At 68.3% G+C, this 25,844-nt stretch carries 26 protein-coding genes and 1 tRNA gene; 15 read left to right on the top strand and 12 right to left on the bottom strand.

From position 1 onward, the window contains the following. Positions 1-23: 23 nt before the first annotated feature. Positions 24-992, top strand: coding sequence for a thioredoxin-disulfide reductase (trxB, locus tag ACIBAF_RS27605; protein WP_399466536.1), 969 nt, complete (start codon positions 24-26; stop codon positions 990-992). A gap of 42 nt (positions 993-1,034) precedes the next feature. After that, on the top strand, positions 1,035-1,367 hold the full coding sequence (gene trxA, locus ACIBAF_RS27600; protein WP_079661175.1) for a thioredoxin: 333 nt from the start codon (positions 1,035-1,037) through the stop codon (positions 1,365-1,367). 97 nt (positions 1,368-1,464) lie between these two features. On the opposite strand, the gene ACIBAF_RS27595 is transcribed toward trxA, so the two are convergent. From ACIBAF_RS27595 to rpmH, 9 genes are all read right to left on the bottom strand, one after another. Beyond that, on the bottom strand, positions 1,465-2,082 hold the full coding sequence (locus tag ACIBAF_RS27595; RefSeq protein WP_399466534.1) for a GNAT family N-acetyltransferase: 618 nt from the start codon (positions 2,080-2,082) through the stop codon (positions 1,465-1,467). A 329-nt stretch (positions 2,083-2,411) separates the two neighbouring features. Then, the gene (locus ACIBAF_RS27590) at positions 2,412-3,512 is read right to left on the bottom strand and encodes a ParB/RepB/Spo0J family partition protein (protein ID WP_399466532.1); all 1,101 of its coding nucleotides are present in this window, start codon (positions 3,510-3,512) and stop codon (positions 2,412-2,414) included. Further along, positions 3,509-4,582, bottom strand: coding sequence for an AAA family ATPase (locus tag ACIBAF_RS27585; protein ID WP_399466563.1), 1,074 nt, complete (start codon positions 4,580-4,582; stop codon positions 3,509-3,511). Before ACIBAF_RS27585 ends, ACIBAF_RS27590 begins: the two co-directional genes overlap by 4 nt. Positions 4,583-4,831: 249 nt before the next feature. Continuing rightward, positions 4,832-5,548: a 16S rRNA (guanine(527)-N(7))-methyltransferase RsmG gene (gene rsmG, locus ACIBAF_RS27580; RefSeq protein WP_399466530.1), complete on the bottom strand. Its 717-nt coding sequence runs from the start codon at positions 5,546-5,548 to the stop codon at positions 4,832-4,834. Between the two features lie 119 nt (positions 5,549-5,667). Then, entirely contained in the window at positions 5,668-6,180 is a 513-nt protein-coding gene (locus ACIBAF_RS27575) for a R3H domain-containing nucleic acid-binding protein (RefSeq protein WP_319337478.1), read from the bottom strand. 15 nt (positions 6,181-6,195) lie between these two features. Next, positions 6,196-7,473, bottom strand: coding sequence for a membrane protein insertase YidC (gene yidC / locus ACIBAF_RS27570; protein WP_399466528.1), 1,278 nt, complete (start codon positions 7,471-7,473; stop codon positions 6,196-6,198). Between the two features lie 3 nt (positions 7,474-7,476). After that, complete coding sequence (yidD, locus tag ACIBAF_RS27565; protein WP_399466526.1) at positions 7,477-7,830, bottom strand: membrane protein insertion efficiency factor YidD; 354 nt, start codon at positions 7,828-7,830, stop codon at positions 7,477-7,479. Next, the gene (gene rnpA / locus ACIBAF_RS27560; protein ID WP_078615780.1) at positions 7,827-8,198 is read right to left on the bottom strand and encodes a ribonuclease P protein component; all 372 of its coding nucleotides are present in this window, start codon (positions 8,196-8,198) and stop codon (positions 7,827-7,829) included. Before rnpA ends, yidD begins: the two co-directional genes overlap by 4 nt. A 21-nt stretch (positions 8,199-8,219) precedes the next feature. Beyond that, positions 8,220-8,357, bottom strand: a complete 138-nt coding sequence (gene rpmH, locus ACIBAF_RS27555) for a 50S ribosomal protein L34 (RefSeq protein WP_005482975.1) — start codon at positions 8,355-8,357, stop codon at positions 8,220-8,222. Between the two features lie 377 nt (positions 8,358-8,734). Here rpmH and dnaA point away from each other — a divergent pair, with 377 nt between their 5' ends. The 9 genes from dnaA (at position 8,735) to ACIBAF_RS27510 (ending at position 21,696) form a co-directional block, all read left to right on the top strand. Next, the gene (gene dnaA / locus ACIBAF_RS27550; RefSeq protein WP_399466525.1) at positions 8,735-10,741 is read left to right on the top strand and encodes a chromosomal replication initiator protein DnaA; all 2,007 of its coding nucleotides are present in this window, start codon (positions 8,735-8,737) and stop codon (positions 10,739-10,741) included. 924 nt (positions 10,742-11,665) lie between these two features. Then, entirely contained in the window at positions 11,666-12,796 is a 1,131-nt protein-coding gene (gene dnaN, locus ACIBAF_RS27545) for a DNA polymerase III subunit beta (protein ID WP_079661164.1), read from the top strand. 201 nt (positions 12,797-12,997) lie between these two features. Then, positions 12,998-13,873: a phosphogluconate dehydrogenase (NAD(+)-dependent, decarboxylating) gene (gene gnd / locus ACIBAF_RS27540; RefSeq protein WP_399466523.1), complete on the top strand. Its 876-nt coding sequence runs from the start codon at positions 12,998-13,000 to the stop codon at positions 13,871-13,873. Between the two features lie 52 nt (positions 13,874-13,925). Further along, complete coding sequence (gene recF, locus ACIBAF_RS27535) at positions 13,926-15,047, top strand: DNA replication/repair protein RecF (protein WP_399466521.1); 1,122 nt, start codon at positions 13,926-13,928, stop codon at positions 15,045-15,047. Beyond that, the gene (locus ACIBAF_RS27530; RefSeq protein ID WP_399466519.1) at positions 15,044-15,580 is read left to right on the top strand and encodes a DUF721 domain-containing protein; all 537 of its coding nucleotides are present in this window, start codon (positions 15,044-15,046) and stop codon (positions 15,578-15,580) included. The genes recF and ACIBAF_RS27530 overlap by 4 nt, the downstream gene beginning before the upstream one ends. A 397-nt stretch (positions 15,581-15,977) precedes the next feature. Continuing rightward, a complete protein-coding gene (gene gyrB / locus ACIBAF_RS27525; protein ID WP_399466518.1) occupies positions 15,978-18,038 on the top strand; it encodes a DNA topoisomerase (ATP-hydrolyzing) subunit B in 2,061 nt (686 codons plus the stop codon). A 42-nt stretch (positions 18,039-18,080) separates the two neighbouring features. Beyond that, positions 18,081-20,675, top strand: coding sequence for a DNA gyrase subunit A (gene gyrA, locus ACIBAF_RS27520; protein WP_399466516.1), 2,595 nt, complete (start codon positions 18,081-18,083; stop codon positions 20,673-20,675). A gap of 19 nt (positions 20,676-20,694) precedes the next feature. After that, the gene (locus ACIBAF_RS27515; RefSeq protein WP_399466515.1) at positions 20,695-21,495 is read left to right on the top strand and encodes a DUF3566 domain-containing protein; all 801 of its coding nucleotides are present in this window, start codon (positions 20,695-20,697) and stop codon (positions 21,493-21,495) included. A gap of 124 nt (positions 21,496-21,619) precedes the next feature. Continuing rightward, positions 21,620-21,696 (top strand) — tRNA-Ile (locus ACIBAF_RS27510). Positions 21,697-21,774: 78 nt separating this feature from the next. Here ACIBAF_RS27510 and ACIBAF_RS27505 read toward each other — a convergent pair. Both ACIBAF_RS27505 and ACIBAF_RS27500 read right to left on the bottom strand, forming a co-directional pair. After that, the gene (locus ACIBAF_RS27505) at positions 21,775-21,918 is read right to left on the bottom strand and encodes a hypothetical protein (protein ID WP_399466513.1); all 144 of its coding nucleotides are present in this window, start codon (positions 21,916-21,918) and stop codon (positions 21,775-21,777) included. A gap of 143 nt (positions 21,919-22,061) precedes the next feature. Beyond that, entirely contained in the window at positions 22,062-22,769 is a 708-nt protein-coding gene (locus tag ACIBAF_RS27500) for an alpha/beta fold hydrolase (protein ID WP_399466512.1), read from the bottom strand. Between the two features lie 123 nt (positions 22,770-22,892). On the opposite strand from ACIBAF_RS27500, the gene ACIBAF_RS27495 reads away from it, so the two are divergent. The 3 genes from ACIBAF_RS27495 to ACIBAF_RS27485 all read left to right on the top strand — a co-directional run bounded on the left by ACIBAF_RS27495 (position 22,893) and on the right by ACIBAF_RS27485 (position 24,514). Then, positions 22,893-23,462, top strand: coding sequence for a TetR/AcrR family transcriptional regulator (locus ACIBAF_RS27495; protein ID WP_399466510.1), 570 nt, complete (start codon positions 22,893-22,895; stop codon positions 23,460-23,462). A gap of 174 nt (positions 23,463-23,636) precedes the next feature. Continuing rightward, positions 23,637-24,251 carry a hypothetical protein gene (locus ACIBAF_RS27490; RefSeq protein WP_399466509.1) on the top strand — a complete coding sequence of 205 codons (615 nt, stop codon included), beginning with the start codon at positions 23,637-23,639 and terminating at the stop codon, positions 24,249-24,251. Continuing rightward, complete coding sequence (locus ACIBAF_RS27485; protein ID WP_399466508.1) at positions 24,251-24,514, top strand: helix-turn-helix domain-containing protein; 264 nt, start codon at positions 24,251-24,253, stop codon at positions 24,512-24,514. Before ACIBAF_RS27490 ends, ACIBAF_RS27485 begins: the two co-directional genes overlap by 1 nt. A gap of 234 nt (positions 24,515-24,748) precedes the next feature. Here ACIBAF_RS27485 and ACIBAF_RS27480 read toward each other — a convergent pair whose 3' ends face one another. After that, complete coding sequence (locus ACIBAF_RS27480; RefSeq protein WP_399466506.1) at positions 24,749-25,123, bottom strand: DUF6344 domain-containing protein; 375 nt, start codon at positions 25,121-25,123, stop codon at positions 24,749-24,751. A gap of 359 nt (positions 25,124-25,482) precedes the next feature. On the opposite strand from ACIBAF_RS27480, the gene ACIBAF_RS27475 reads away from it, so the two are divergent. Next, complete coding sequence (locus ACIBAF_RS27475; RefSeq protein WP_003999697.1) at positions 25,483-25,611, top strand: DLW-39 family protein; 129 nt, start codon at positions 25,483-25,485, stop codon at positions 25,609-25,611. Positions 25,612-25,844 lie beyond the last annotated feature (233 nt).

The raw sequence follows: 25,844 nt of genomic DNA, 5'->3' as shown, positions 1-25,844 counted from the left end.
GTCCAGAGACGAGGAAATAAGCCGTGAGCGACGTCCGTAACGTGATCATCATCGGCTCCGGGCCCGCCGGCTACACCGCGGCCCTCTACACCGCACGCGCGTCGCTGAAGCCGCTGGTGTTCGAAGGGGCCGTCACCGCGGGCGGTGCCCTGATGAACACCACCGAGGTGGAGAACTTCCCGGGCTTCCAGGACGGCATCATGGGCCCCGAGCTCATGGACAACATGCGCGCCCAGGCCGAGCGCTTCGGGGCCGAACTGATCCCCGACGACGTCGTCTCCGTCGACCTCACCGGTGAGATCAAGACCGTCACGGACACTGCCGGCACGATCCACCGTGCGAAGGCAGTCATCGTGACGACCGGCTCCCAGCACCGCAAGCTCGGTCTGCCGAACGAGGACGCCCTGTCCGGCCGCGGTGTCTCCTGGTGCGCCACCTGTGACGGCTTCTTCTTCAAGGAGCAGGACATCGCCGTGATCGGCGGCGGCGACACCGCGATGGAAGAGGCCACGTTCCTCTCCCGCTTCGCCAAGTCCGTGACGATCGTCCATCGCCGGGACACCCTGCGCGCCTCCAAGGCGATGCAGGAGCGCGCCTTCGCCGACCCGAAGATCAAGTTCGTCTGGGACAGCGAGGTCGCCGAGGTCCAGGGCGACCAGAAGCTGGCCGGGCTGAAGCTGCGCAACCTCAAGACCGGCGAACTCTCGGATCTGCCGGTGACCGGCCTGTTCATCGCGATCGGCCACGACCCGCGCACCGAGCTCTTCAAGGGCCAGCTCGACCTCGACGAGGAGGGCTACCTCAAAGTCGCCGCCCCCTCCACCCGGACGAACCTGACGGGTGTCTTCGCCGCGGGTGACGTGGTCGACCACACCTACCGCCAGGCGATCACCGCGGCCGGCACCGGCTGCGCCTCCGCCCTCGACGCCGAGCGCTACCTCGCCGCTCTCGCGGACGAGGAGCAGGCCGAGCCCGAGAAGACCGCTGTCTGACCCTCTCCCTCCCCACCGCACAAGGAAAATAAGGAGCCCCCTGTGGCCGGCACCCTGAAGCATGTGACCGACGCCGACTTCGATGAGGTCGTCCTCAAGAGCGACAAGCCTGTCCTGGTGGACTTCTGGGCCGAGTGGTGCGGCCCGTGCCGCCAGATCGCTCCCTCGCTCGAGGCCATCGCCGCCGAGCACGGCGACAAGATCGAGATCGTCAAGCTCAACATCGACGAGAACCCGACTACGGCCGCCAAGTACGGCGTCATGTCGATCCCGACCCTGAACGTCTACCAGGGCGGCGAGGTCGCGAAGACCATCGTCGGCGCCAAGCCGAAGGCCGCGCTCGTCCGCGACCTGGAGACCTTCATCTCCGAGTGATGCGCAGAGCCGTCCCGCCGACGGCCGATGTTTCACGTGAAACACGATGGGGCCGACCCGCAAGGGTCGGCCCCATCGCTTTGCCCCACACAGCGCGTTACAGCGGGCGCAGCGCCGGCTCCTTCTGGACCGCCCCCAGCAACCGGTCGAGGGCCATCTCCATGTCTTCCTTCCAGGAGAGCGTGGTCCGCAACTCCAGCCTCAGCCGAGGATGGACGGGATGGGGACGCACCGTCTTGAAGCCCACCGCCAGCAAGTGATCGGCCGGGAGCACACAGGCAGGCTCTTTCCAACGGGCATCACCGAACGCCTCGATCGCCTTGAAGCCCCGTCGCAGTAGATCCTTGGCGACCGTCTGAACCATCACGCGGCCAAGTCCCTGCCCCTGGTAGCCCGGCATGATGAACGCAGTCATCAACTGCACCGCATCCGGCGACACAGGACTCGTGGGAAAGGCCGTCGAGCGCGGAACATAGGCGGGCGGCGCATACAGGACGAAGCCCACGGGGACGTCGTCCACGTAGACGACCCGACCGCACGATCCCCAGTCCAGCAGGACGGCGGAGATCCAGGACTCCTTTTCCAAGGAGGACGTGCCCGCCTTCAGCGCGGCCGCACCACTGACGGGATCCAGTTCCCAGAAGACGCACGAGCGACAGCGCTTGGGAAGGTCCTGAAGGTTGTCCAGCGTGAGCGGTACAAGCCGGCGCCCCATGAAGGCTGTTCCTCGCTTCCTTCGCCCGCAGCATCGCGAGCGGCTGTCAGAGCGCTCCGTTCTCTGAGCAGACTGCCGACGAAGCCGCCGACCGCGCCCAGCCCCAGTCCGGCGCTCACCAATCCGGTCCGGCTCATCGTTCGCATGGCCCCCGCCTCCCGCTCCGAGGTACTGCCAGGTGGATGCGCCAAAGCCTCATCGCATCGTATCCACGATGCGATTCCCTCGATACCGCCTGAAAGCAAAGAGCGAGCCGTGTTCCGGTACACACCGGACACGGCTCGCTCAGAGCATCCGACGGCCGACACGGCCATCGGCCAAGCCGTGGCTCAGTCTTCCGTTTCCTCGGTGTCGCCCTCCACAAGGCCCTTCTGCAGGACAGGGCCCTCACCGGGAGCGAGCGTGCCGAGGATGCGCTCAAGGTCCTCCATCGACGCGAACTCGACGGTGATCTTGCCCTTCTTCTGCCCCAGATCGACCTTCACCCGTGTCTCGAAGCGGTCCGAGAGCCGGGTCGCAAGGTCGGTCAGCGCCGGGGAGACCCGGCCACCGGCGCGCGGCCCCTTGGCACGCTGAGCCGTCTGCGGACGCGAGCCCATGAGGGTCACGATCTCCTCGACGGCCCGGACCGAGAGCCCTTCGGCCACGATGCGGTGGGCCAGCCGGTCCTGCTCCTCCGAGTCGTCCACGGAGAGCAGCGCCCGGGCGTGACCGGCGGAGAGGACCCCCGCCGCGACCCGTCGCTGCACCGCCGGCGAAAGCTTCAGCAGACGCAAGGTGTTGGAGACCTGCGGACGGGATCGACCGATGCGGTCCGCCAGCTGGTCGTGTGTGCAGTTGAAGTCCTTCAGCAACTGGTCGTAGGCGGCTGCCTCTTCCAACGGGTTCAGCTGGGCCCGGTGGAGGTTCTCCAGGAGGGCGTCCAGGAGGAGCTTCTCGTCGTCCGTGGCTCGCACGATCGCCGGGATGGCCTCCAGGCCGGCCTCGCGGCAGGCCCGCCAACGCCGCTCACCCATGATGAGCTCGTAGCGCGCGGGACCGGTCTGGCGTACGACGACCGGCTGGAGGAGACCGACCTCCTTGATGGAGGTGATGAGCTCGTGCAGCGCGTCCTCGTCGAAGACCTCACGCGGCTGGCGCGGGTTCGGCGTGATGTGGTCGAGGGGGATCTCCGCGAAGTGCGCGCCGATGGGCGGCGCCGGCGTCTCCAGGACGCCACTCGCCGACAACTCCTCTGTTTCACGTGAAACATGCGGCAGCGTGGCCACCTTCGCCGCGGCCACCCCCCGGTCCGTCGTCAGAACCGGGACGGCTGCGGGAGACGTGGATCCCCCGCCTCCCACCGCGGCCTGCGCCGGTGTCTTCTCCGTCGGGGCAGCAGGGATCAAAGCCCCAAGGCCACGGCCCAACCCCCTCCGTCGCTCACTCACTGGATCCCCTCCACCATGCTCGGGTTGTTCTGGGCGCCGATATGGGCGTGCGTCGGGTCGTAACTGACGCCGACGCCCTTCAGCGCAAGCTCTCGTGCTGCCTCAAGGTAGGAGAGGGCGCCGCTCGATCCGGGATCGTAGGTCAGCACCGTCTGCCCATAGCTCGGTGCCTCGGAGATACGGACCGAGCGGGGAATGCTCGTCCGCAGCACCTCGTCACCGAAGTGGGTGCGCACCTCCTCGGCGACCTGCGACGCGAGACGCGTCCGGCCGTCGTACATGGTGAGCAGGATGGTCGACACATGCAAGGTGGGGTTGAGGTGCCCCCGTACCAGGTCGACGTTGCGCAGCAACTGCCCCAGCCCCTCCAGCGCGTAGTACTCGCACTGGATCGGGATGAGGACCTCGGCGCCGGCCACCAGCGCGTTGACCGTCAGCAGGCCCAGGGAAGGCGGGCAGTCGATGAGGATGTAGTCCAGCGGCTGTTCGTATGCCTGGATCGCTCGCTGAAGGCGGCTCTCACGTGCCACCAGGGAGACCAACTCGATCTCCGCACCCGCGAGATCGATCGTGGCGGGAGCGCAGAAGAGGCCTTCTACATCGGGTACGGGCTGAACGACTTCAGCGAGGGGACGGCTCTCGACCAACACGTCATAGATGGACGGAACCTCGGCATGGTGGTCGATCCCCAGGGCGGTGGACGCGTTGCCCTGTGGGTCGAGGTCGACCACCAGGACACGACCCCCGTGCAGGGCCAGGGAGGCGGCAAGGTTGACCGTCGTCGTTGTCTTGCCCACCCCGCCTTTCTGGTTGGCGACCACGATCACACGGGTCTGTTCAGGGCGTGGCAGGCCCTCGCCGGCGCGGCCCAGAGCCTCCACCGCGAGTTGGGCAGCACGACCGATCGGAGTGTCGTCCATGGGGGGCGGTGTTTCACGTGAAACATCCTCCCCGAACGACTCGGCACGGGGACCGGGGACCGGATCGGTCATCGGTCCCGCGATGTTGGCGTCGGACCGCAAGGATTCACTCTCCTCGACTTCAGGCTCGCAATGAACAGAGCCTCCCATGCCTTCGGGGTGGTGAACCAGTGAGGCCTGTTGTTCTGTGGAGAAATCCGCCTCTGTGGACAACTCCGGTACCTCATCGAGTGAACCGAGAGGCTTGCGGTCGCGGGGTTCGGCCGCGGCGCGGCCGCGGCTGATAATGCCGTGGAGCAGGGAGCGACGTTTCACGTGAAACACGATGCACAGCGCCCGCGGCCGGATCCTCGCGACACTCCGTGATGCGTAGGTTTGGCAGCTTGTGTGGAGTACGTCTCAGCGACGCCGCCGCGTACGGCCCGTGCGAGCCGCCTTGGCCCGTTTGGCCGCGAATCGCACACCGCCCGGGCTCTCCCCGACCTCGACCCGCACCACCGTGGACAGTGGATCGACGACGCCCTCGCCGACCTGCAGGATCGAGGTGCTCACGGCACCGAGCTTGTTCAGTGCCGAGGAGGCGCTCTTCAGCTCTTCCTCGGCGGCGTCGCCCTTGAGGGCGAGCATCTCGCCGTAGGGACGCAGCAGCGGAATACCCCAGGCGGCCAGGCGGTCCAGGGGCGCCACGGCACGGGCGGTCACCACATGCACCGGCGGCACCTTGCCCATGACCTCCTCGGCACGGCCCCGCTCCACGGTCACATGGTCGAGGCCGAGGAGTTCGACGACCTCGGTGAGGAAGTTAGTGCGCCGCAGAAGCGGCTCCAGCAGGGTGATCTTCAGGTCTTCCCGGACGAGCGCCAGCGGAATGCCGGGGAGGCCGGCACCCGAGCCGACGTCGCACACGGTCACGCCCTCGGGCACGACCTCGGAGAGCACCGCGCAGTTCAGAATGTGCCTCTCCCACAGGCGGGGCACCTCTCGTGGGCCGATGAGCCCACGCTGCACACCTGCCTCGGCCAGGAGCTCGGCGTATCGGACCGCATCACCGAAGCGATCGCCGAATACCTCACGTGCCACTTCGGGCGCAGGGGGGAGCTCCGCTGCCTCCGTCACGGGGGACCGTCCTTCCGTACCGCATCAGCGCTTCGAGCGCCGACCACCAGAACTACCAGGCTGACAAAGACCGGCCCCGTCTGCGCAACAGACGGGGCCGGGCATACGTACGTACCGAATCAGTTGGGCAGCACGACGACGAAGCGCTGCGGCTCCTCGCCCTCGGACTCACTGCGCAGTCCGGCGGCTTTGACCGCGTCGTGCACAACCTTGCGCTCGAACGGCGTCATCGGCTTCATCTTCACCGGTTCACCGCTGTTCTTCGCGTCGGCCGCGGCCTTGGCGCCCAGCTCGGAGAGCTCGGCGCGCTTCTTGGCACGGTAGCCCGCGATGTCCAGCATCAGACGGCTGCGGTCGCCGGTCTCCCGGTGCACGGCCAGGCGCGTGAGCTCCTGCAGCGCCTCCAGCACCTCGCCGTCCCGGCCGACCAGCTTGTGCAGGTCACGGGTGCCCGCGTCGCTGATGATCGACACAGAGGCGCGGTCGGCCTCGACGTCCATGTCGATGTCGCCGTCGAGATCGGCGATGTCCAGCAGACCCTCGAGGTAGTCCGCCGCGATCTCGCCCTCCTGCTCCAGGCGGGTCAGGGTGTCTGCACCCTCGGCGGCGGCGGAGGTGGTGCCTTCCGTCACGGGATGGGCTCCTTCTTACTTCTTGGACGGGGACTTGGGGCGCTGCGGGCCGCCCTTGCGCTGCCCGGACTGGGCCTTGCTGCGGCCTCCGGTGCCGGGCTTGGGAGCGGCCTGCTTCGCGGCGCCGGAGGGCTTGGTGTCCTCCGGCTCGTCGGATTTGCTCAGCGAGGTGGTCGAGGTGGTCTCGCCGGCCGCCTTGGGGGCCGTGGACTGGCGCTGGGACTTCGACTGCCGCTTGGGCTGCTGGCGCTTGGCGGCGGCGCTGGTCGGCGCGCCGTCCTCGGCCTGGACGGCTGCCTGGGCCTCGCTCTTGATCACGGTGCCGTCGGCCTGGGCCGCGAAGCCCACCTTGGTCAGACCGTTGATGAACTTGCGCTCGGCGTCGTTGCGGTCACGGCCCTTGGCCACGATGGCCTTGACGATGGCCCTCTCACCGCGGCTGCGGGTCTTGCCGTGGTGCGTGACGTGCTTGTACAGACGCTCCAGGTACGCGGCCTGAGCCTTGGAACCCGGCGTCGGGTTGTTGCGGATCACGTACATCTGCTGGCCCATGGTCCACACGTTGGTGGTCAGCCAGTAGACGAGGACACCGACGGGGAAGTTGATGCCGAAGACGGCGAACATGACCGGGAAGACGTACATCAGCATCTTCTGCTGCTGCATGAACGGCGTCTTCACCGAGGTGTCGACGTTCTTCGTCATCAGCTGGCGCTGGGTGAAGAACTGCGACGCCGACATCAGCACGATCATGATCGCGGTGACGACGCGGACGTCCGTCAGCGAGGCGCCGAGCGACTCCACCTTCGCCGAGCCGTCGGTGAACTTCGCGGCCAGCGGAGCGCCGAAGATGTGCGCCTTACGGGCGCTGGCGAGCAGCGACTCGTTGATGACGCCGATCGTCGAGCCCGTCGCGATGCCATTGAGCACGTGGTACAGGGCGAAGAAGAACGGGGACTGCGCCAGGATGGGAAGGCACGAGGAGAGCGGGTTGGTGCCCGTCTCCTTGTACAGCTTCATCATCTCTTCGGACTGACGCTGTTTGTCGTTCTTGTAGCGCTCCTGGATCTTCTTCATCTCGGGCTGGAGCGTCTGCATGGCCCGCGTCGACTTGATCTGCTTCACGAAGAGCGGGATCAGGCAGATACGGATCAGGATCACCAGAGACACGATGGACAGGCCCCAGGCCCACCCGGTGTCGGGGCCGAAGATGGCGCCGTACACCTTGTGGAACTGGACGATGACCCAGGAGACAGGTGTCGTGATGAAGCTGAAGAGGCTGGCAATCGTGTCCACTAATCATGCTCCTTGGGCATGGGACGGTGTCTCTGCGGCCGGGCCCGAAGGGAGGTTCTCTTCGGTGGCCGTTTCGGCGGCGGAGGTCCCGCCCCTGCGTGCACGCCAGGCGTCACGCAACATTTCGTGCCACCGCGGGCGCTTACGCGGCGGAACATGATCCACTCCACCCAGCGACCACGGATTGCACCGCAGGATGCGCCAGGCCGTGAGTGCGGTTCCCTTGATCGCGCCGTGCCGGTCGATGGCCGTGTAGCCGTAGTGGGAGCACGACGGGTAGTACTTGCACACCGGCCCGAGCAGTGGGCTGATCGTCCACTGGTAGAGCTTGATCAGAGCCAGTAGCGGGTACTTCATCGCGCGCCCCCTCCCAGTAGCCGTTGCAGGGCGGCATCCAGGTCTTGGGCCAGCTGTGCGTGGTCGGCGTCGCCCGCCCCGGGCAGCGCCCGTACGACTACCAGGCTACCGGGGGGGAACAGAGTGACTCGGTCGCGCATCAGGTGACGCAGTCTGCGCTTCACCTTGTTGCGCACGACTGCGCCTCCCACGGCCTTGCTCACGACGAAACCCGCACGCGTCGGGGGAGCGCTCTCCCCAGGCGCGTGCGGGTCCGTGGCACCGCTACGAAGATGGACGACGAGAGTCGGGCGTCCGGCCCGACGGCCCCGTCGTACTGCGGTCGCGAAGTCCTCGCGCCGCCTCAGCCGATGCTCGGTAGGCAGCACGACGTCATGACCTGATCAGGATCAGGCGGACAGGCTCGCGCGACCCTTGCTGCGGCGGTTCGCGAGAATCGCGCGGCCGGCACGGGTGCGCATCCGCAGGCGGAAGCCGTGGGTCTTGGCGCGACGGCGGTTGTTCGGCTGGAAGGTGCGCTTGCTCACTCGGGGGCTCCAGAAATCAATCGGTGGTGGCGGGGTGCCGTCCTGGCTGTCACCGTGCGCCCACGAGGTAGCTCGCGGTCAACGCCCGAGTGCACCGCTTCCCGATCACCTGACGCGATCTGTGCCCATCGGAGGCAGGCGGCAGCAGCCATCGACAACTCGACCTGGTTACGGTACGCGCGGCTACGCCATCCGGTCAAACCGGCAGTCACGGGGAGACACTATCCACAGGCTGGGGACAACAACTTGAACCGCAGCCGTCGCCCTGACTACCTTGGCTGAACTCCGATTCGTTCCTTTGTCCCTGCCCCCGCCCGATATGAATCCCCGCCGTCCCACAACCACACGTTCGTGGGACCCACGAGAGAGCGTGCCCTGTGGCTGACGTACCTGCCGATCTTGCCGCAGTGTGGCCACGAGTACTGGAGCAGCTCCTCGGTGAGGGCCGGGGCCAGGGTGTCGAGGTGAAGGACGAGCACTGGATCCGGCGCTGTCAGCCGCTCGCGCTGGTCGCGGACACCGCCCTGCTCGCCGTACCGAACGAATTCGCGAAGGGCGTCCTCGAGGGGCGCCTCGCCCCGATCGTCAGCGAGACGCTGAGCCGCGAGTGCGGCCGACCGATCCGTATCGCGATCACCGTCGACGACTCCGCCGGCGAGCCCCCGGCCCCGCCGGCGCCCCCTGTCCAGCAGCAGCCCCGCTACGAGGAGCCCGAACTCCCGTCCGGCCCGTACGACGGACCGCGGGACGGACAGCAGGACGGCCGCTACGACGGCGGATACGACCAGGCGTACGACAGCCAGTACGAGGGCTACGGCCGCCACCGCGCCGACCAGCTGCCGCCGACGCCCGGCGACCAGCTCCCCTCACGCCCGGACCCGCTGCCCACCGCGCGGCCGGCGTACCCGTCGGAGTACCAGCGCCCCGAGCCCGGCGCCTGGCCGCGGCCCCAGCAGGACGAGTACAGCTGGCAGCAGCAGCGGCTCGGTTTCCCCGAGCGCGACCCCTACGCGTCGCCTTCGTCGCAGGACCAGTACGGCGGGCCCGCCTCCCAGGACCCGTACGGTTCCCCGTCGCACGACTCCTACGGTCCGCCGTCGCAGGACTACCGCCCCCAGTCGATGGAGCGGCCGCCCTACGATCCGTCGCCGTACGAGCAGAAGCGTGCGGAGTACGAGTCGTCGCGCTCCGACTACGACCAGCGCGAGCCGGGCCGGCGTGAGCTGCCCGAGCCGCAGGCCGGTCCCGGGCATCCGCACCGCGGCGGCCCGGGCGGACCCGGCCAGCAGGGCTCGGGCGGTCCCGGGCCGTCGGGCGTGCAGTCCTCGGCGAAGGCCGGCCCCGGTGAGCCGACCGCGCGGCTGAACCCGAAGTACCTCTTCGACACCTTCGTCATCGGCGCCTCCAACCGGTTCGCGCACGCGGCCGCCGTCGCCGTCGCCGAGGCGCCCGCGAAGGCCTACAACCCCCTGTTCATCTATGGGGAGTCGGGTCTCGGCAAGACGCACCTGCTGCACGCCATCGGGCACTACGCGCGAAGCCTCTACCCCGGCACGCGCGTGCGGTACGTGAGCTCCGAGGAGTTCACCAACGAGTTCATCAACTCCATCCGCGACGGCAAGGGCGACAGCTTCCGCAAGCGGTACCGCGAGATGGACATCCTGCTCGTCGACGACATCCAGTTCCTCGCGGACAAGGAGTCGACGCAGGAGGAGTTCTTCCACACCTTCAACACGCTCCACAACGCCAACAAGCAGATCGTGCTGTCCAGCGACCGGCCGCCGAAGCAGCTGGTGACGCTGGAGGACCGGTTGAGGAACCGTTTCGAGTGGGGCCTGATCACCGACGTCCAGCCGCCCGAGCTGGAGACCCGGATCGCGATCCTGCGCAAGAAGGCGGTGCAGGAGCAGCTGAACGCCCCGCCGGAGGTACTGGAGTTCATCGCCTCCCGGATCTCGCGCAACATCCGGGAGCTGGAGGGCGCGCTGATCCGGGTGACGGCGTTCGCGTCGCTCAACCGGCAGCCGGTGGACCTGGGGCTGACCGAGATCGTTCTGAAGGACCTGATCCCCGGCGGTGACGACTCCACGCCGGAGATCACCTCGACGGCCATCATGAGCGCGACCGCCGACTACTTCGGCCTCACCATCGAGGACCTGTGCGGCAGCTCGCGCGGCCGCCAGCTGGTCACGGCCCGGCAGATCGCCATGTACCTGTGCCGCGAGCTGACGGACCTGTCGCTGCCGAAGATCGGCGCGCTGTTCGGCGGCCGTGACCACACGACGGTCATGCACGCGGACCGCAAGATCCGCAATCTGATGGCCGAGCGGCGCTCCATCTACAACCAGGTGACCGAGCTGACCAACCGCATCAAGAACGGCTGACGGCGCCGCGGCACGCGTCGCGAACCTCGCCGAGGGCGCCCCCGGAGGACATCCGGGGGCGCTTTTCGTCGTTCCGGAGGCCGGGCACGGGGGTCTGCGGGGCTCGGCGACGCTCGGCGACGGCCGTCCGCCGCTCACCCGTTGTTCGATTACTGGCCGGGTTACGGCCACTCTCCACAGATTCGGTGACTTTTTCCCGTCCACACCCTGGGGACCGGGAAGTTGTCCAGACTGTATCCACAGGCGTCCCGGGTGAGGGACGATCGGACCAGGTCAACAGGCTGTGGATTCGTGGACGAAGGATCTCCACAGGCTGTGGACGAAGAAATGATCCACAGGCTGTGCATGAAGTTGTCCACCGGCAACCCACAGGCTGGGGCCGGTTGTCCCCAGCGATCTCCGGCTTCTCCACAAGTCTGTCCACTGTTCGGCAACCCGACGCGCCTCATCACCAGCTCGAGTGAAAGGCGTCACACGAAGTTGCCGGGTTGCCCTGTGGGAAAGACGGGTAAAGCTGGGGACGGCGCTGGGGACAAGTCGCCCCTCCCTGTGCATGGGGTGTGCAGAACTTTCTGTTCTCCACAGAAGACGCCGGTTATCCACCGCCTCCGCCCACAGGGCCAGTGGATAAAAAACAGCCCCTGAGCTGCGAAAACGGGGTTATCCACGGTATCCACAGGCCCTACTACTACTGACAACTAGAGAGAGCTGGGAATCCGTTTCGAAGCGGGGCCTGTGCACAACTCGCTCTTCGCTGCCCGGCCGCCCCTCGTCACGACTTGACCCCGAGGGGCACCGACTGACAGTGCGGTGCGTCAGACTGGTCCCCGATGGTCCTTCCCCTCGACGGGACCGACCACACCGAGACAGATGACGAAGGCCAGGCAGGGCGAGAAGCGCCGGCAACAGCAGGAGGCGGCAAGAGTGAAGATCCGGGTGGAACGCGACGTACTCGCGGAGGCCGTGGCCTGGGCGGCGCGCAGCCTCCCGGCCCGCCCGCCGGCGCCTGTCCTCGCCGGCCTGCTGCTGAAGTCCGAGGACGGCCAGCTGAGCCTGTCCAGCTTCGACTACGAGGTCTCGGCGCGGGTCTCCGTGGAGGCCGAGGTCGAGGAGGAGGGCACGGTCCTCGTCTCCGGCCGCCTGCTCGCGGACATCTGCCGCGCCCTGCCCAACCGACCGGTGGAGATCTCCACAGACGGTGTACGGGCGACGGTGGTCTGCGGCTCCTCGCGGTTCACCCTCCACACCCTGCCGGTGGAGGAGTACCCGTCCCTGCCGCAGATGCCGAACGCGACGGGCACGGTCCCCGGCGAGGTCTTCGCCTCCGCGGCCGCCCAGGTCGCCATCGCCGCCGGGCGTGACGACACGCTGCCCGTCCTCACCGGTGTGCGCATCGAGATCGAGGGCGACACGGTCACGCTGGCCTCCACCGACCGCTACCGCTTCGCGGTCCGCGAGTTCCTGTGGAAGCCGGAGAACCCGGAGGCCTCCGCGGTCGCCCTGGTGCCCGCCAAGACGCTCCTGGACACCGCCAAGGCGCTCACGAGCGGCGACAGCGTCATCCTGGCGCTGTCCGGCTCCGGCTCGGGCGAGGGCCTGATCGGCTTCGAGGGCGCGGGCCGGCGTACGACCACCCGCCTCCTGGAGGGCGACCTCCCGAAGTACCGCACGCTGTTCCCGACCGAGTTCAACTCCGTCGCCGTGATCGAGACCGCCCCCTTCGTGGAGGCCGTCAAGCGCGTGGCCCTGGTCGCCGAGCGCAACACCCCGGTGCGGCTGAGCTTCGAGCAGGGCGTGCTCATCCTGGAGGCCGGCTCCAGCGACGACGCACAGGCTGTGGAGCGTGTCGACGCCCAACTGGAGGGCGACGACATCTCGATCGCCTTCAACCCGACCTTCCTGCTGGACGGCCTGAGCGCCATCGACTCGCCCGTCGCCCAGCTGTCCTTCACGACGTCCACGAAGCCCGCGCTGCTCAGCGGCAAGCCGGCGCTGGACGCGGAGGCCGACGAGGCCTACAAGTACCTGATCATGCCGGTGCGCCTCAGCGGCTGACGCCGACGCCGTGGTCCGACCGGTTGTCCACAGACGGTGGACGACCGGGGCGGTCATGGGGGAGAAGCCTTCGGTGAATCCCCAGGTGGGACCGTACGTCTGAGCGCGTATGCCCACAGGTGTGCGTGACCGTCCGGGTTTAGGCTCGGACATGGGTACGAAGGTGCCCCACACGCCACACAGCGACCTAAGGAACAACTGATGGAGCTCGGTCTCGTCGGCCTCGGCAAGATGGGCGGCAACATGCGCGAGCGGATCCGCCGCGCCGGCCACACCGTCGTCGGATTCGACCGCAACCCGGACCTCGCGGACGTCCACAGCCTCAAAGAGCTCGTGGACGGCCTCGCGGCCCCGCGCGTGGTCTGGGTGATGGTCCCGGCCGGCGCGGCCACGCAGTCGACCGTCGACGAGCTCGCCGAGCTGCTGGAGCCGGGTGACGTCGTCGTGGACGGCGGCAACTCCCGCTGGACGGACGACGAGAAGCACGCCGAGGAGCTGGCCGCCAAGGGCATCGGCTTCGTCGACTGCGGCGTCTCCGGCGGCGTCTGGGGCCTGGAGAACGGCTACGCGCTGATGTACGGCGGCGAGAAGGAGCACGTCGCCAAGGTGCAGCCGGTCTTCGACGCGCTCAAGCCCGAGGGCGACTTCGGCGCGGTGCACGCCGGCAAGGTCGGCGCCGGCCACTTCGCGAAGATGGTCCACAACGGCATCGAGTACGCCATGATGCAGGCCTACGCCGAGGGCTGGGAGCTCCTGGAGAAAGTCGACTCCGTCACGGACGTGCGTGAGGTCTTCCGCTCCTGGCAGGAGGGCACGGTCATCCGTTCCTGGCTGCTCGAACTGGCCGTCAACGCCCTCGACGAGGACGAGCACCTGGACAAGCTGCGCGGCTTCGCACAGGACTCCGGCGAGGGCCGCTGGACCGTGGAGGCCGCGATCGACCACGCCGTGCCGCTGCCCGCGATCACGGCCTCGCTGTTCGCGCGGTTCGCCTCCCGTCAGGAGGACTCGCCGCAGATGAAGATGATCGCCGCGCTGCGCAACCAGTTCGGCGGCCACGCCGTCGAGAAGAAGTAATCCACAGGGTCGCCCCGCGATCCACAACCCTGGGGGAGGTCGGCGAACGACCATGCACGTCACGCATCTGTCGCTGGCCGACTTCCGCTCGTACGCCCGGGTCGAAGTTCCGCTCGACCCGGGCGTCACCGCCTTCGTGGGCCCCAACGGGCAGGGCAAGACCAACCTCGTCGAGGCCGTCGGCTACCTCGCCACCCTGGGCAGTCACCGGGTCGCCTCGGACGCGCCCCTGGTCCGCATGGGCGCCGACCGCGCGATCATCCGGGCGCAGGTCAAGCAGGGCGAGCGGCAGCAGCTGGTCGAGCTGGAGCTGAACCCGGGCAAGGCCAACCGCGCCCGCATCAACAGGTCCTCGCAGGTCAGGCCCCGTGACGTGCTGGGCATCGTACGGACCGTGCTGTTCGCGCCCGAGGACCTCGCGCTGATCAAGGGCGATCCCGGTGAGCGGCGTCGCTTCCTGGACGAGCTGATCACCGCGCGCTCCCCGCGCATGGCGGGCGTGCGCTCCGACTACGAGCGGGTGCTCAAGCAGCGCAACACGCTCCTGAAGTCCGCCGCGCTGGCGCGGCGGCACGGGGGTCGCTCCATGGACCTGTCGACGCTCGACGTGTGGGACCAGCATCTCGCGCGCGTGGGCGCCGAACTGCTCGCCCAGCGGCTCGACCTGGTGGCCGCGCTCCAGCCGCTGGCGGACAAGGCGTACGAGCAACTGGCCCCGGGCGGCGGTCCGGTCGCCCTGGAGTACAAGCCGTCGGCGCCGGGTGAGGCGCACACGCGTGAGGACCTCTACGGGCAGTTGATGGCCGCGCTCGGGGACGTCCGCAAGCAGGAGATCGAGCGGGGCGTCACCCTCGCAGGGCCTCATCGGGACGATGTGATTCTCAAACTCGGCCCCATGCCCGCCAAGGGATACGCCTCCCACGGCGAGTCCTGGTCCTACGCGCTCGCCCTGCGGCTGGCCTCCTACGACCTGCTGCGGGCCGAGGGCAACGAGCCGGTGCTGGTCCTGGACGACGTCTTCGCCGAACTGGACGCCCGGCGGCGGGAGCGGCTGGCCGAACTGGTCGCGCCCGGCGAGCAGGTGCTGGTGACGGCGGCCGTCGACGACGACGTACCGCATGTGCTGGCCGGGGCGCGGTACACGGTGTCCGAGGGGACGGTGGAGCGGGTATGAGCGCCGACGAGCCGGCCCCGAAGAAGGCGCCCGAGCCGTCCGGCGTCGACCTCGCGCGCGTGGCGCTCAGGGCGGCCCGCGAGCAGGCGCGCGCGCGTGGGGACGCGGCACAGCAGAAGAAGCAGGCCCGGCGCGGGGGCGGTCTGCGCTCCGGCGCGCGCGCGGACGGCCGCGACCCGATGGCGCTGGGCGCCGCGATCAACCGGCTGCTCACCGAGCGCGGCTGGGAGGCGCCGGCTGCGGTGGGCGGTGTGATGGGCCGGTGGCCGCAGATCGTCGGCGAGGACGTGGCCAAGCACTGCGTGCCGGAGCGCTACGACGAGGACGAGCGGGTGCTGATCGTGCGCTGCGACTCCACGGCCTGGGCGACGAACCTGAGGCTGCTCGCCCCGACGCTGGTCGCCCGCCTCAACGAGGATCTGGGGCATGGCGCGGTGCGGTTGATCAAGGTACTCGGCCCCGGTGGCCCCCAGCGCCGCTACGGCCCCCTCAGGGCCCCTGGAAGCACCGGTCCCGGCGACACCTACGGGTGACGTGCGTCACGTGTGCGAAGGCCGGGACGGGTCCGAGGTGACCGCCCGGCCTTCGTTCTGTGCGCCCGCCTGCGGGGGCGTATCCGGACCTGACTCCCAAGTAGCCAAGGGTTGACACCCGGAAGCGCTGAGTGCCTCCGTGAGCCTCTTGGAGCCCCCTTCCACATATCGGGACCCGGAAGAGACCGGTTGAGGGCGGCACATGCGGACTCAGGTACCGGCAAACCCCCATCACTGTCGGTGCTACCGGTAGACTGGAGCCAATCCCGCCCCGAACGTGGGGACCGCCCGGGAAAAGCTGAGCAACGCTGATCAAGGCTTACCAACGCAACATGCCGCAGCCGCTCCGGCAACCTGCCGACGAGCCTGGCTAGTGCTGTGCCAGAAAGGGCGCTTCGTGGCCGATTCCGGCAACCCCAACGAGAACATCCCGTCCACCGACGCCGGCGCGAACAGCGAGGCAAGCACCTCGAGCCACGAGGTCACCGCCTCGTACGACGCCAGCGCCATTACCGTCCTCGAGGGTCTGGACGCGGTCCGCAAGCGACCCGGTATGTACATCGGCTCGACCGGTGAGCGCGGTCTGCACCACCTCGTGTACGAGGTCGTCGACAACTCGGTCGACGAGGCGCTGGCCGGCCACGCGGACACCATCGACGTGACGATCCTGGCCGACGGCGGCGTCCGCGTCATCGACAACGGCCGCGGCATCCCCGTCGGCATCGTCCCCTCCGAGGGCAAGCCGGCCGTCGAGGTCGTGCTCACCGTGCTGCACGCGGGCGGCAAGTTCGGCGGCGGCGGCTACGCGGTCTCCGGCGGTCTGCACGGCGTCGGCGTCTCGGTCGTGAACGCCCTGTCGAGCAAGGTCTCCGTCGAGGTGCGCACGGACGGTCACCGCTGGACGCAGGACTACAAGATGGGCGTCCCCACGGCGCCGCTCGCCAAGCACGAGGCCATCGAGCAGACCGGCACCTCGGTCACCTTCTGGGCCGACGCGGACATCTTCGAGACCACCGAGTACTCCTTCGAGACGCTCTCGCGGCGCTTCCAGGAGATGGCGTTCCTCAACAAGGGTTTGACGATCAAACTCACTGACGAGCGCGAGTCGGCGAAGGCCACCGCCGGCGCGGACGAGGCGGGTGCGGACGAGAAGGACGAGGTCAAGACCGTCACGTACCACTACGAGGGCGGCATCGTCGACTTCGTGAAGTACCTCAACTCCCGCAAGGGAGACGCGGTGCACCCCACCGTCATCGACCTGGAGGCGGAGGACAAGGACAAGAGCCTGTCCCTCGAGGTCGCCATGCAGTGGAACAGCGGTTACAGCGAGGGCGTGTACTCCTTCGCCAACATCATCCACACGCATGAGGGCGGTACCCACGAAGAGGGCTTCCGCGCGGCGTTGACGAACCTCGTCAACAAGTACGCGCGCGACAAGAAGCTGCTGCGCGAGAAGGACGACAACCTCACGGGCGACGACATCCGCGAGGGTCTGACCGCGATCATCTCGGTGAAGCTGAGCGAGCCGCAGTTCGAGGGCCAGACCAAGACCAAGCTGGGCAACACGGAGGCGAAGACCTTCGTCCAGAAGGCGGTCTACGAGCACCTCAACGACTGGCTGGACCGCAACCCGGTCGAGGCGGCGGACATCGTCCGCAAGGGCATCCAGGCGGCCACCGCGCGCGTGGCGGCCCGCAAGGCCCGCGACCTGACCCGCCGTAAGGGGCTGCTGGAGTCGGCGTCCCTGCCGGGCAAGCTCTCCGACTGCCAGTCGAACGACCCCACCAAGTGCGAGATCTTCATCGTCGAGGGTGACTCCGCCGGCGGCTCGGCCAAGTCCGGCCGCAACCCGCAGTACCAGGCGATCCTCCCGATCCGAGGCAAGATCCTCAACGTCGAGAAGGCGCGGATCGACAAGATCCTGCAGAACCAGGAGATCCAGGCGCTGATCTCCGCGTTCGGCACGGGCGTGCACGAGGACTTCGACATCGAGAAGCTCCGCTATCACAAGATCATCTTGATGGCGGACGCCGACGTCGACGGCCAGCACATCAGCACCCTGCTGCTGACCTTCCTGTTCCGCTTCATGCGGCCGCTGGTCGAGGCCGGGCACGTGTACCTCTCCCGTCCCCCGCTCTACAAGATCAAGTGGGGCCGGGACGACATCGAGTACGCCTACTCCGACCGCGAGCGCGACGCGCTGATCGAGATGGGCCGCCAGCGCGGCAAGCGGGTCCGCGAGGACTCCATCCAGCGCTTCAAGGGCCTCGGCGAGATGAACGCCGAGGAGCTGCGCGTCACCACGATGGACCAGGAGCACCGCGTCCTCGGCCAGGTCACCCTCGACGACGCCGCCCAGGCCGACGACCTGTTCTCGGTCCTCATGGGCGAGGACGTCGAGGCGCGCCGCGCCTTCATCCAGCGCAACGCCAAGGACGTCCGCTTCCTCGACATCTGAGTCGGTCTCAGCTGACCGCACCAGGAAGGATCCCCACCAGCAATGACCGACGAGAACACTCCCGTCACCCCTGAAGAGGGCGGCGACATCGCCATGCGCATCGAGCCCGTCGGGCTCGAGACGGAGATGCAGCGCTCGTACCTCGACTACGCGATGTCCGTCATCGTCTCCCGCGCGCTGCCGGACGTCCGCGACGGCCTCAAGCCCGTCCACCGCCGCGTCCTGTACGCGATGTACGACGGCGGCTACCGCCCCGAGCGCGGCTTCTACAAGTGCGCTCGCGTCGTCGGCGACGTCATGGGCAACTACCACCCGCACGGCGACTCCTCGATCTACGACGCGCTGGTCCGCCTCGCGCAGCCGTGGTCGATGCGGATGCCGCTGGTCGACTCCAACGGCAACTTCGGCTCTCCGGGCAACGACCCGGCGGCCGCCATGCGCTACACCGAGTGCAAGATGGCGCCGCTGTCGATGGAGATGGTCCGTGACATCGACGAGGAGACCGTCGACTTCACGGACAACTACGACGGCCGCTCCCAGGAGCCGACCGTCCTGCCGGCCCGCTTCCCCAACCTGCTGATCAACGGCTCGGCCGGTATCGCGGTCGGCATGGCGACCAACATCCCCTCGCACAACCTGCGCGAGGTCGCCTCGGGCGCCCAGTGGTACCTGGAGAACCCGGAAGCCTCGCACGAGGAGCTCCTGGACGCGCTGATCGAGCGCATCAAGGGCCCCGACTTCCCGACCGGCGCCCTGGTGGTGGGCCGTAAGGGCATCGAGGAGGCGTACCGCACGGGCCGCGGCTCGATCACCATGCGGGCAGTCGTCGAGGTCGAGGAGATCCAGAACCGCCAGTGCCTGGTGGTCACGGAGCTGCCCTACCAGGTCAACCCCGACAACCTCGCGCAGAAGATCGCCGACCTGGTCAAGGACGGCAAGATCGGCGGCATCGCGGACGTCCGTGACGAGACGTCCTCGCGCACCGGCCAGCGGCTGGTCATCGTGCTGAAGCGGGACGCGGTCGCCAAGGTCGTCCTGAACAACCTGTACAAGCACACGGACCTGCAGACGAACTTCGGCGCCAACATGCTGGCGCTGGTCGACGGCGTTCCGCGCACGCTCTCGCTCGACGCGTTCATCCGCCACTGGGTGACGCACCAGATCGAGGTCGTCGTCCGCCGTACGAAGTTCCGACTGCGCAAGGCCGAGGAGCGGGCGCACATCCTGCGCGGCCTGCTGAAGGCCCTGGACGCCATCGACGAGGTCATCGCGCTGATCCGGCGCAGCGACACCGTCGAGATCGCACGCGGGGGCCTGATGAGCCTCCTGGAGATCGACGAGATCCAGGCCAACGCCATCCTCGAGATGCAGCTGCGCCGCCTCGCCGCCCTGGAGCGCCAGAAGATCGTCCAGGAGCACGACGAACTCCAGGCGAAGATCAACGAGTACAACCAGATCCTCGCGTCCCCGGTCCGTCAGCGCGGCATCGTGAGCGAGGAACTCGCCGCGATCGTCGAGAAGTACGGCGACGACCGCAAGACGATGCTGGTGCCCTACGACGGTGACATGTCCATCGAGGACCTGATCGCCGAGGAGGACATCGTCGTCACCATCTCGCGCGGGGGCTACGTCAAGCGCACGAAGACGGACGACTACCGCTCCCAGAAGCGCGGCGGCAAGGGCGTACGGGGCGCGAAGCTGAAGGAAGACGACATCGTCGACCACTTCTTCGTCTCCACCACGCACCACTGGCTGCTGTTCTTCACCAACAAGGGCCGCGTCTACCGGGCGAAGGCCTACGAGCTGCCCGACGCCGGGCGTGACGCGCGTGGACAGCACGTCGCGAACCTGCTGGCCTTCCAGCCGGACGAGGCGATCGCCGAGATCCTCGCGATCCGCGACTACGAGGCGGCGCCGTACCTGGTCCTGGCCACCAAGGGCGGTCTGGTGAAGAAGACGCCTCTGAAGGATTACGATTCGCCGCGTGCCGGTGGTGTCATCGCGATCAACCTCCGTGAGACGGAGGACGGTTCGGACGACGAACTGATCGGAGCCGAACTCGTCTCGGCCGAGGATGATCTGCTTCTGATCAGCAAGAAGGCGCAGTCGATCAGGTTCACCGCCACGGACGAGGCGCTGCGGCCCATGGGCCGTGCCACCTCGGGCGTCAAGGGCATGAGCTTCCGCGAGGGCGACCAGCTGCTCTCGATGAATGTTGTTCGACCCGGTACGTTCGTGTTCACTGCCACAGACGGCGGGTACGCGAAGCGGACCGCCGTCGACGAGTACCGCGTTCAGGGTCGCGGCGGCCTCGGTATCAAGGCCGCCAAGATCGTCGAGGACCGTGGTTCTCTCGTCGGCGCGCTGGTGGTCGAGGAGACCGACGAGATCCTCGCCATCACGCTGTCCGGCGGTGTGATTCGTACGCGAGTCAACGAGGTCAGGGAGACGGGCCGTGACACCATGGGCGTCCAACTGATCAACCTGGGCAAGCGCGATGCCGTCGTCGGCATCGCACGTAACGCCGAAGCGGGGCGCGAGGCGGAAGAGGTCGACGGCGAAGGCGCCGTGGACGAGTCCGCCGAGGCAGCCACGACCACCGGCACGGACGAGGGTGAGTCGCCCTCGACCGAGTAGCACCGAGGAGTGAGTCATCGTGAGCGGAGCCACGGGCGCCGGTACGTCTGCCGGTACGGAAAAGAACGGCGGCGGCCGTGGCTCCGCCGCGCCGGCGGGGGACGCGCGTACGACCGACGCGCGGGGCGCCGGGGGCGGTGACGGGCGTCCGGCGGACACCCACACGACCCAGCTGAAGGCCATCAAGGCGCCCGCGGCTGACTCGCCCTCGCCTTCGCCCTCGTCCTCGCCGGACACGCAAGGATCAAAGGGATCCCAGGGGGGAACCGTGACGGACACTCGCGGCGCGCAGGCCAAACAGCCTGCCGAAGGCTCGCCGTTGCCCGGGGAACGGCAGCCGCAGCAGCCCGCCGGGCCCTACCACCCGCCGCAGGCCTACCCGACGCAGGCGCCCCCCGCGCCGGCCGGCGCCGTACGGCGTCCGCGGACCGGCGCCCGCACCACGCCCCGCGTGCGCAAGGCGCGGCTGCGGGTGTCGAAGGCCGACCCGTGGTCGGTGATGAAGGTCAGCTTCCTGCTCTCCATCGCGCTCGGCATCTGCACCATCGTCGCGGCCGCCGTGCTGTGGATGGTCATGGACGCGATGGGCGTCTTCTCGTCGGTCGGCGGCACGATCGCGGAGGCGACCGGCTCGAACGAGTCGAACGGCTTCGACCTCCAGGCGTTCCTGTCGCTCCCCCACGTCCTGATGTTCACGTCGATCATCGCGGTCATCGACGTCGTCCTCGCGACGGCCCTCGCGACGCTCGGCGCGTTCATCTACAACCTCTCCGCCGGCTTCGTCGGCGGCGTCGAGCTGACGCTCGCCGAGGACGAGTGAGCTTTGTCGTCGCAGCGGTTTCAAACCTCGCCCGAGGGTCCCGCGACTATCGATTTTGGGACTGCCCACGTCGTGCGCTAATCTTCAGGAGTCAGCGCGCGGGACACACACCGCAGAGCGCGGCGGGGCTATAGCTCAGTTGGTTAGAGCGCATCCCTGATAAGGATGAGGCCACAGGTTCAAATCCTGTTAGCCCCACCAGCGAAAAGACCCCCGGACCAGCGGTCCGGGGGTCTTTTGACACCCATGGTTGACACCAACGAGGGCGAACGGCTGCGGTCAGCCGGCGAGCGGGTCTTCGAGCAGCTCTGCGAGCATCGTCACAGCCTCCCTCTCGCTGTCGCCCACCACGTGCGTGTACACGTCCATGGTGATGTAGGCGGCGACGGGGGTGGGTGGCCAACCTTCCTGCGTTATGGGCAAGAAGAGTCCGCCGGCTCGAAACAGGTGAGAGGCCCGCTCACGCGATCGTGAGCGGGCCTCTCTTGCCCACGGCAGGCTCATCCGCGCCGAATTGCTTCCGCCCTCACTGGAGCCGGAAGTGGCTGTGGTGGTGACGGAGGGGGTCAGCGGGTGGCCTTGGCAGCCTCGATGACGAGGTCGGCCACCGTGTCGGGCTGCGAGATGGCTACCGCGTGTGACGCCTCCACGCGCACGATGTGCGATCCGGCGCGCTCGGCCATGAACTCCTGTGCCTGGCCGGGGATGGCGTTGTCCTGGGTCGCGACGACTGCCCACGACGGTAGGGTGCGCCAGGCCGGCTGGCCGGACAGCTCCGCCGTCAGGGCCTGCACACGCACCGAGCGCTGGGTGACCGCGAGGACGTCGGTGACCTCGGCAGGCAGGTCGCCGGCTATGACGTCCTGGTAGTGCTCAGGCAGGATGCGCAGCTCCGGCTCGCCCTCGTGCTCGGTGGCGATGGTGGTGTCCGGGCCCATCTTGGCGCCGGGGAAGCGAGAGGCGTTCTCCAGGCAGCTCTCGCCCTCGTCGGGCTGGAAGGCGGCCACGTAGACCAGGGCCTCGACGTTCGACGCGTCGCGGGCGGCGCGGGTGATGATCGCGCCGGCGTAGGAGTGGCCGACCAGGATGACCGGGCCGTCCACGGTCTTGGCGACGGTGGCCGCGTACTGGGCGTCGGACTCCAGGCCGCGGAGCGGGTTCGAGACGGCGAGGGTGGTGTAGCCCTGTGCCTGGAGTTTGGCGATGGCGCCCTTCCACATGCCGGAGTCACCGAAGGCGCCGTGGACGAAAACGATCGTGGGGGTGGTGCTCATGGTTCCGTACCTCTCGAAGAGAACGATCGGTCTTTCTGCGAGAAAGACTAGTCGTTCTCTTTAGGTGCGGCAACGTGATCAGGGTGACCCCCAGAACGACTGGTCTTTCTTTATGATCGGTGTATGACGACTGCCTCGGAGCTCCACCCCAAGGACCGGCTGCTGCGCACCGCGTCCCGCCTGTTCTATGCGGAGGGCATCCACGCTGTCGGCGTCGAACGCCTCATCACCGAGGCCCAGGTCACGCGCGCTACCTTCTATCGGCACTACCCCAGCAAGGACGACCTGGTCTCCGCTTACCTCACGACGACCGCCGAGGGGATCCGGGGCGCTGTCGGCCATGCGCGAGACGTCGAGTCGCCGCGCGAGGCGATCCGTGCGGTGATGGCTGTGCTCGGCGACGCGACCCTCGAAGACGGCTTCCGCGGCTGCCAGTTCCTCAACGCGGCCGCCGAGTACCCCGATCGCACCCATCCGGTGCGCGCGGTCATCGACGACCAACGCACCTGGCTGTTCGAGGTGTTCCGCGAACTCTCTGCCGACCTGGGTCATTCGGACCCCGAGCACGCCGCCCGCGTACTCGTCCTGCTGCACGACGGCGCGTTCCAGGCAGCGGAACTCGGCGACCCGGCGGTCGTCCGCGAAACGCTGCGCCGAGCTGTCGACGAGGTGTTCCCCGCCGAGGAGGCCTGACCGAGACGCCGGCGTGAGAACCCGGCGGAGGCCCGCGACCAGTCATGGTCGGGGGCCTCCCGTGTGTCCGGGTGACGACGCCGGCGATCTTCTTCGTGCAGGGGTTGCTTCGCCCCGCCCCGCCGCTTATCGTTTCTCGATAACATCGATAAACGATAAGCGAGGCGGGGCGCCATGACCGAAGACCGGAAGCTGCTCGAACCCATGGCCACGGTCGTGTCCGTCGTCCTGCGCCTGCTGTTGGCTCTCTCGACGGCGGGGCTCATCATCTCGGTCGTGCACGGCAGTTGGGGGGACCTCGACATCTGCATCGCCGACGAGTCGACCACCAGCTCGGTGGCCCCCGGCGCGTTGGCCCCCGAGGGCGGGGCACAGGTCGACTCGATCCCCCGCTACTGCGCCGAGGCGCCCGACGCCGGCCTGCGGCTCCTGAACGAGCTCGGCGAACTGCCGTCGACGCTGCTGCTGATCAGCGGCCTCTTCCTGCTGCACCGACTCCTGCAGGGAGCGGCCCGCGACGGCGTCTACACCGTGCGGACGGCATCCCGGCTTCGCCTGCTCGGCTGGTGGCTGCTGATCGGGAGCCTCGTCGCAGAGATCGCCGAGGCCAACGCCAGAGCGGCCCTGCTCGCGGCACTGGCCAAGGACGCGGACTTCGAGGTCGGGACCTGGCTGAACATGTGGACGGCCCCTTACCTGGCCGTACTGACCGGGCTCGGCCTGCTGACCTTCGCCCGGATCACCCGGGTCGGCGCGTCCATGCGCGAGGACCTTGAAGGGGTCGTCTGATGGCCGCCGCCGACGACGACCACGACGGCCATGACATCGAGGTGCACCTCGACAAGCTGCTCAGCGAGCGCGGCATGACCGTCACCGAACTCGCCCACCGCGTCGGCGTGACCAACGTCAACCTGTCCGTGCTCAAGAACGGACGCGCCAAAGCGATCCGGTTCACCACCCTCACCCGGATCTGCGAAGTCCTGCAGTGCCAGCCGGGAGACCTGCTCAGCTACCGCCCCGGACCGTCCTCCGGAAGCCCTCGAAAGCCCTGACCGCCCGAAAAGGAGACCCCTGTGTTCAACGTCATGGACACCGGCACGAAGATCGCGATCGCGGTCGTCCTGGCCGTCGTGATCACCTCGGTGATCGGCCTGGGCCGGTGGCTCACCCGCCGCTGAGACCGGCGACGACGCACGGCGAAGGCCCGGTGGCTCCTGGGGGAGCTGCCGGGCCTGGTTCGTGCGGGCTGTACGCAAGTTCGCCGTCACGTCGGGGAGCGGGGGCGCTCAGCGCTGGAGGGGGATGGCCGGTTCGGCTGGTTCGGCCGGGTCCGCGGGGGCGCAGGTGGTCGTGGTGTGCTCGGCCGGGTCCGTGTCCGGGAGGCCGCGGTGGCGGCAGCTGGGGGACTTGCCGTGCGCCTCGGCGCGGATGCGCTGTTTCATCGTGGGCGGCAGGGAACGGGCTTGGGGCCAGACCCGGGGGGCCGAGATCGTCGGCCAGGCCGTCGTGTGCGTGGTGGCGCCGCTCTCGCTGCCGTGCGTCGGCTCGGTCCGGGCCACCGCCGTCGCGGCGGTCGTCGTGATGAGTCCGAGCGCTGTGCACAGCGCGAGGAAGGCGGTGACGATCGTGGTCCACAGCTTCATGACCCGGTTCTCGGGCATGGCCCCTCACTTTCGGGTTGGGCGATTTGCGTACTTTCCTCATGATGTGTATGGAGGCCGCGAAGTGGTGGACCGACGCTCGCGGCGTGGCGTTGTTCCGATGAACACCACTCGTATGGACGCAAGAGGTCACAAAAGGGGAGGTGAGGCGCTGAAAGGTGAGCAATCCGGGCGAGCAGGGGCGAATCTCACCCTCTGTGGAGGTGTGATCACCCTCCGATCGGAGTGGTGCCATCCACTTCTACTGGGCTGCCGAGGGCGGGAGTTGAGCGGCGGACGTAGGTCACCGATCGGTATCGGCCGGTGTGTATAGTCGGGCGCCAGAGGTCCCCTACGTCAAGGAAAGACGAGGTCGCGCGGTGAAGAAGCTTCTCCTGGTCGCACTGGCCGCCATCGGCGGGCTCCTCGTGTACCGCCAGATCCAGGCGGATCGCGCCGAGCAGGATCTGTGGACGGAGGCGACTGACTCCGTGCCCACGGGTTCGTGAGTATCGATACCGAAGACTGAGCAGACCCCGGCCGCCGCTCGCGGTCGGGGTTTTGTGTTGCGTGTTCCCGGGACCGCGGTTAGAGGCGGGCATTTCGGACGCTCGTGCCGGATGCGTGGGTGACGCGCGCGCGGGCGGGGCAGGATGGCCCACGTTCGGTCGAAGGCGAGGGGGCGGGATCGATGGCCCGGCGTGCGGGGCTTGCGAGGCGTGGGACGGCTGTGCGGCGGGCC

The sequence above is a fragment of the Streptomyces sp. NPDC051677 genome, from assembly GCF_044453465.1.
In the GTDB taxonomy this organism is placed as follows: Bacteria; Actinomycetota; Actinomycetes; order Streptomycetales; family Streptomycetaceae; genus Streptomyces.
The sequence above is the reverse complement of the archived record's forward strand: the minus strand, read 5'-3'. Positions and strand labels throughout refer to the sequence as shown.

Bases quoted from the DNA above. Each gene is read 5' to 3' on its own strand.
- ACIBAF_RS27595 (WP_399466534.1), bottom strand. From the start codon at position 2,082: ATGGGGCGCCGGCTTGTACCGCTCACGCTGGACAACCTTCAGGACCTT.
- ACIBAF_RS27585 (WP_399466563.1), bottom strand. From the start codon at position 4,582: ATGGGAGGCTCTGTTCATTGCGAGCCTGAAGTCGAGGAGAGTGAATCC.
- yidD (WP_399466526.1), bottom strand. From the start codon at position 7,830: ATGAAGTACCCGCTACTGGCTCTGATCAAGCTCTACCAGTGGACGATC.
- gnd (WP_399466523.1), top strand. From the start codon at position 12,998: ATGGAGCTCGGTCTCGTCGGCCTCGGCAAGATGGGCGGCAACATGCGC.
- recF (WP_399466521.1), top strand. From the start codon at position 13,926: ATGCACGTCACGCATCTGTCGCTGGCCGACTTCCGCTCGTACGCCCGG.
- ACIBAF_RS27530 (WP_399466519.1), top strand. From the start codon at position 15,044: ATGAGCGCCGACGAGCCGGCCCCGAAGAAGGCGCCCGAGCCGTCCGGC.
- gyrA (WP_399466516.1), top strand. From the start codon at position 18,081: ATGACCGACGAGAACACTCCCGTCACCCCTGAAGAGGGCGGCGACATC.
- ACIBAF_RS27500 (WP_399466512.1), bottom strand. From the start codon at position 22,769: ATGAGCACCACCCCCACGATCGTTTTCGTCCACGGCGCCTTCGGTGAC.
- ACIBAF_RS27495 (WP_399466510.1), top strand. From the start codon at position 22,893: ATGACGACTGCCTCGGAGCTCCACCCCAAGGACCGGCTGCTGCGCACC.
- ACIBAF_RS27490 (WP_399466509.1), top strand. From the start codon at position 23,637: ATGACCGAAGACCGGAAGCTGCTCGAACCCATGGCCACGGTCGTGTCC.
- ACIBAF_RS27485 (WP_399466508.1), top strand. From the start codon at position 24,251: ATGGCCGCCGCCGACGACGACCACGACGGCCATGACATCGAGGTGCAC.
- ACIBAF_RS27480 (WP_399466506.1), bottom strand. From the start codon at position 25,123: ATGCCCGAGAACCGGGTCATGAAGCTGTGGACCACGATCGTCACCGCC.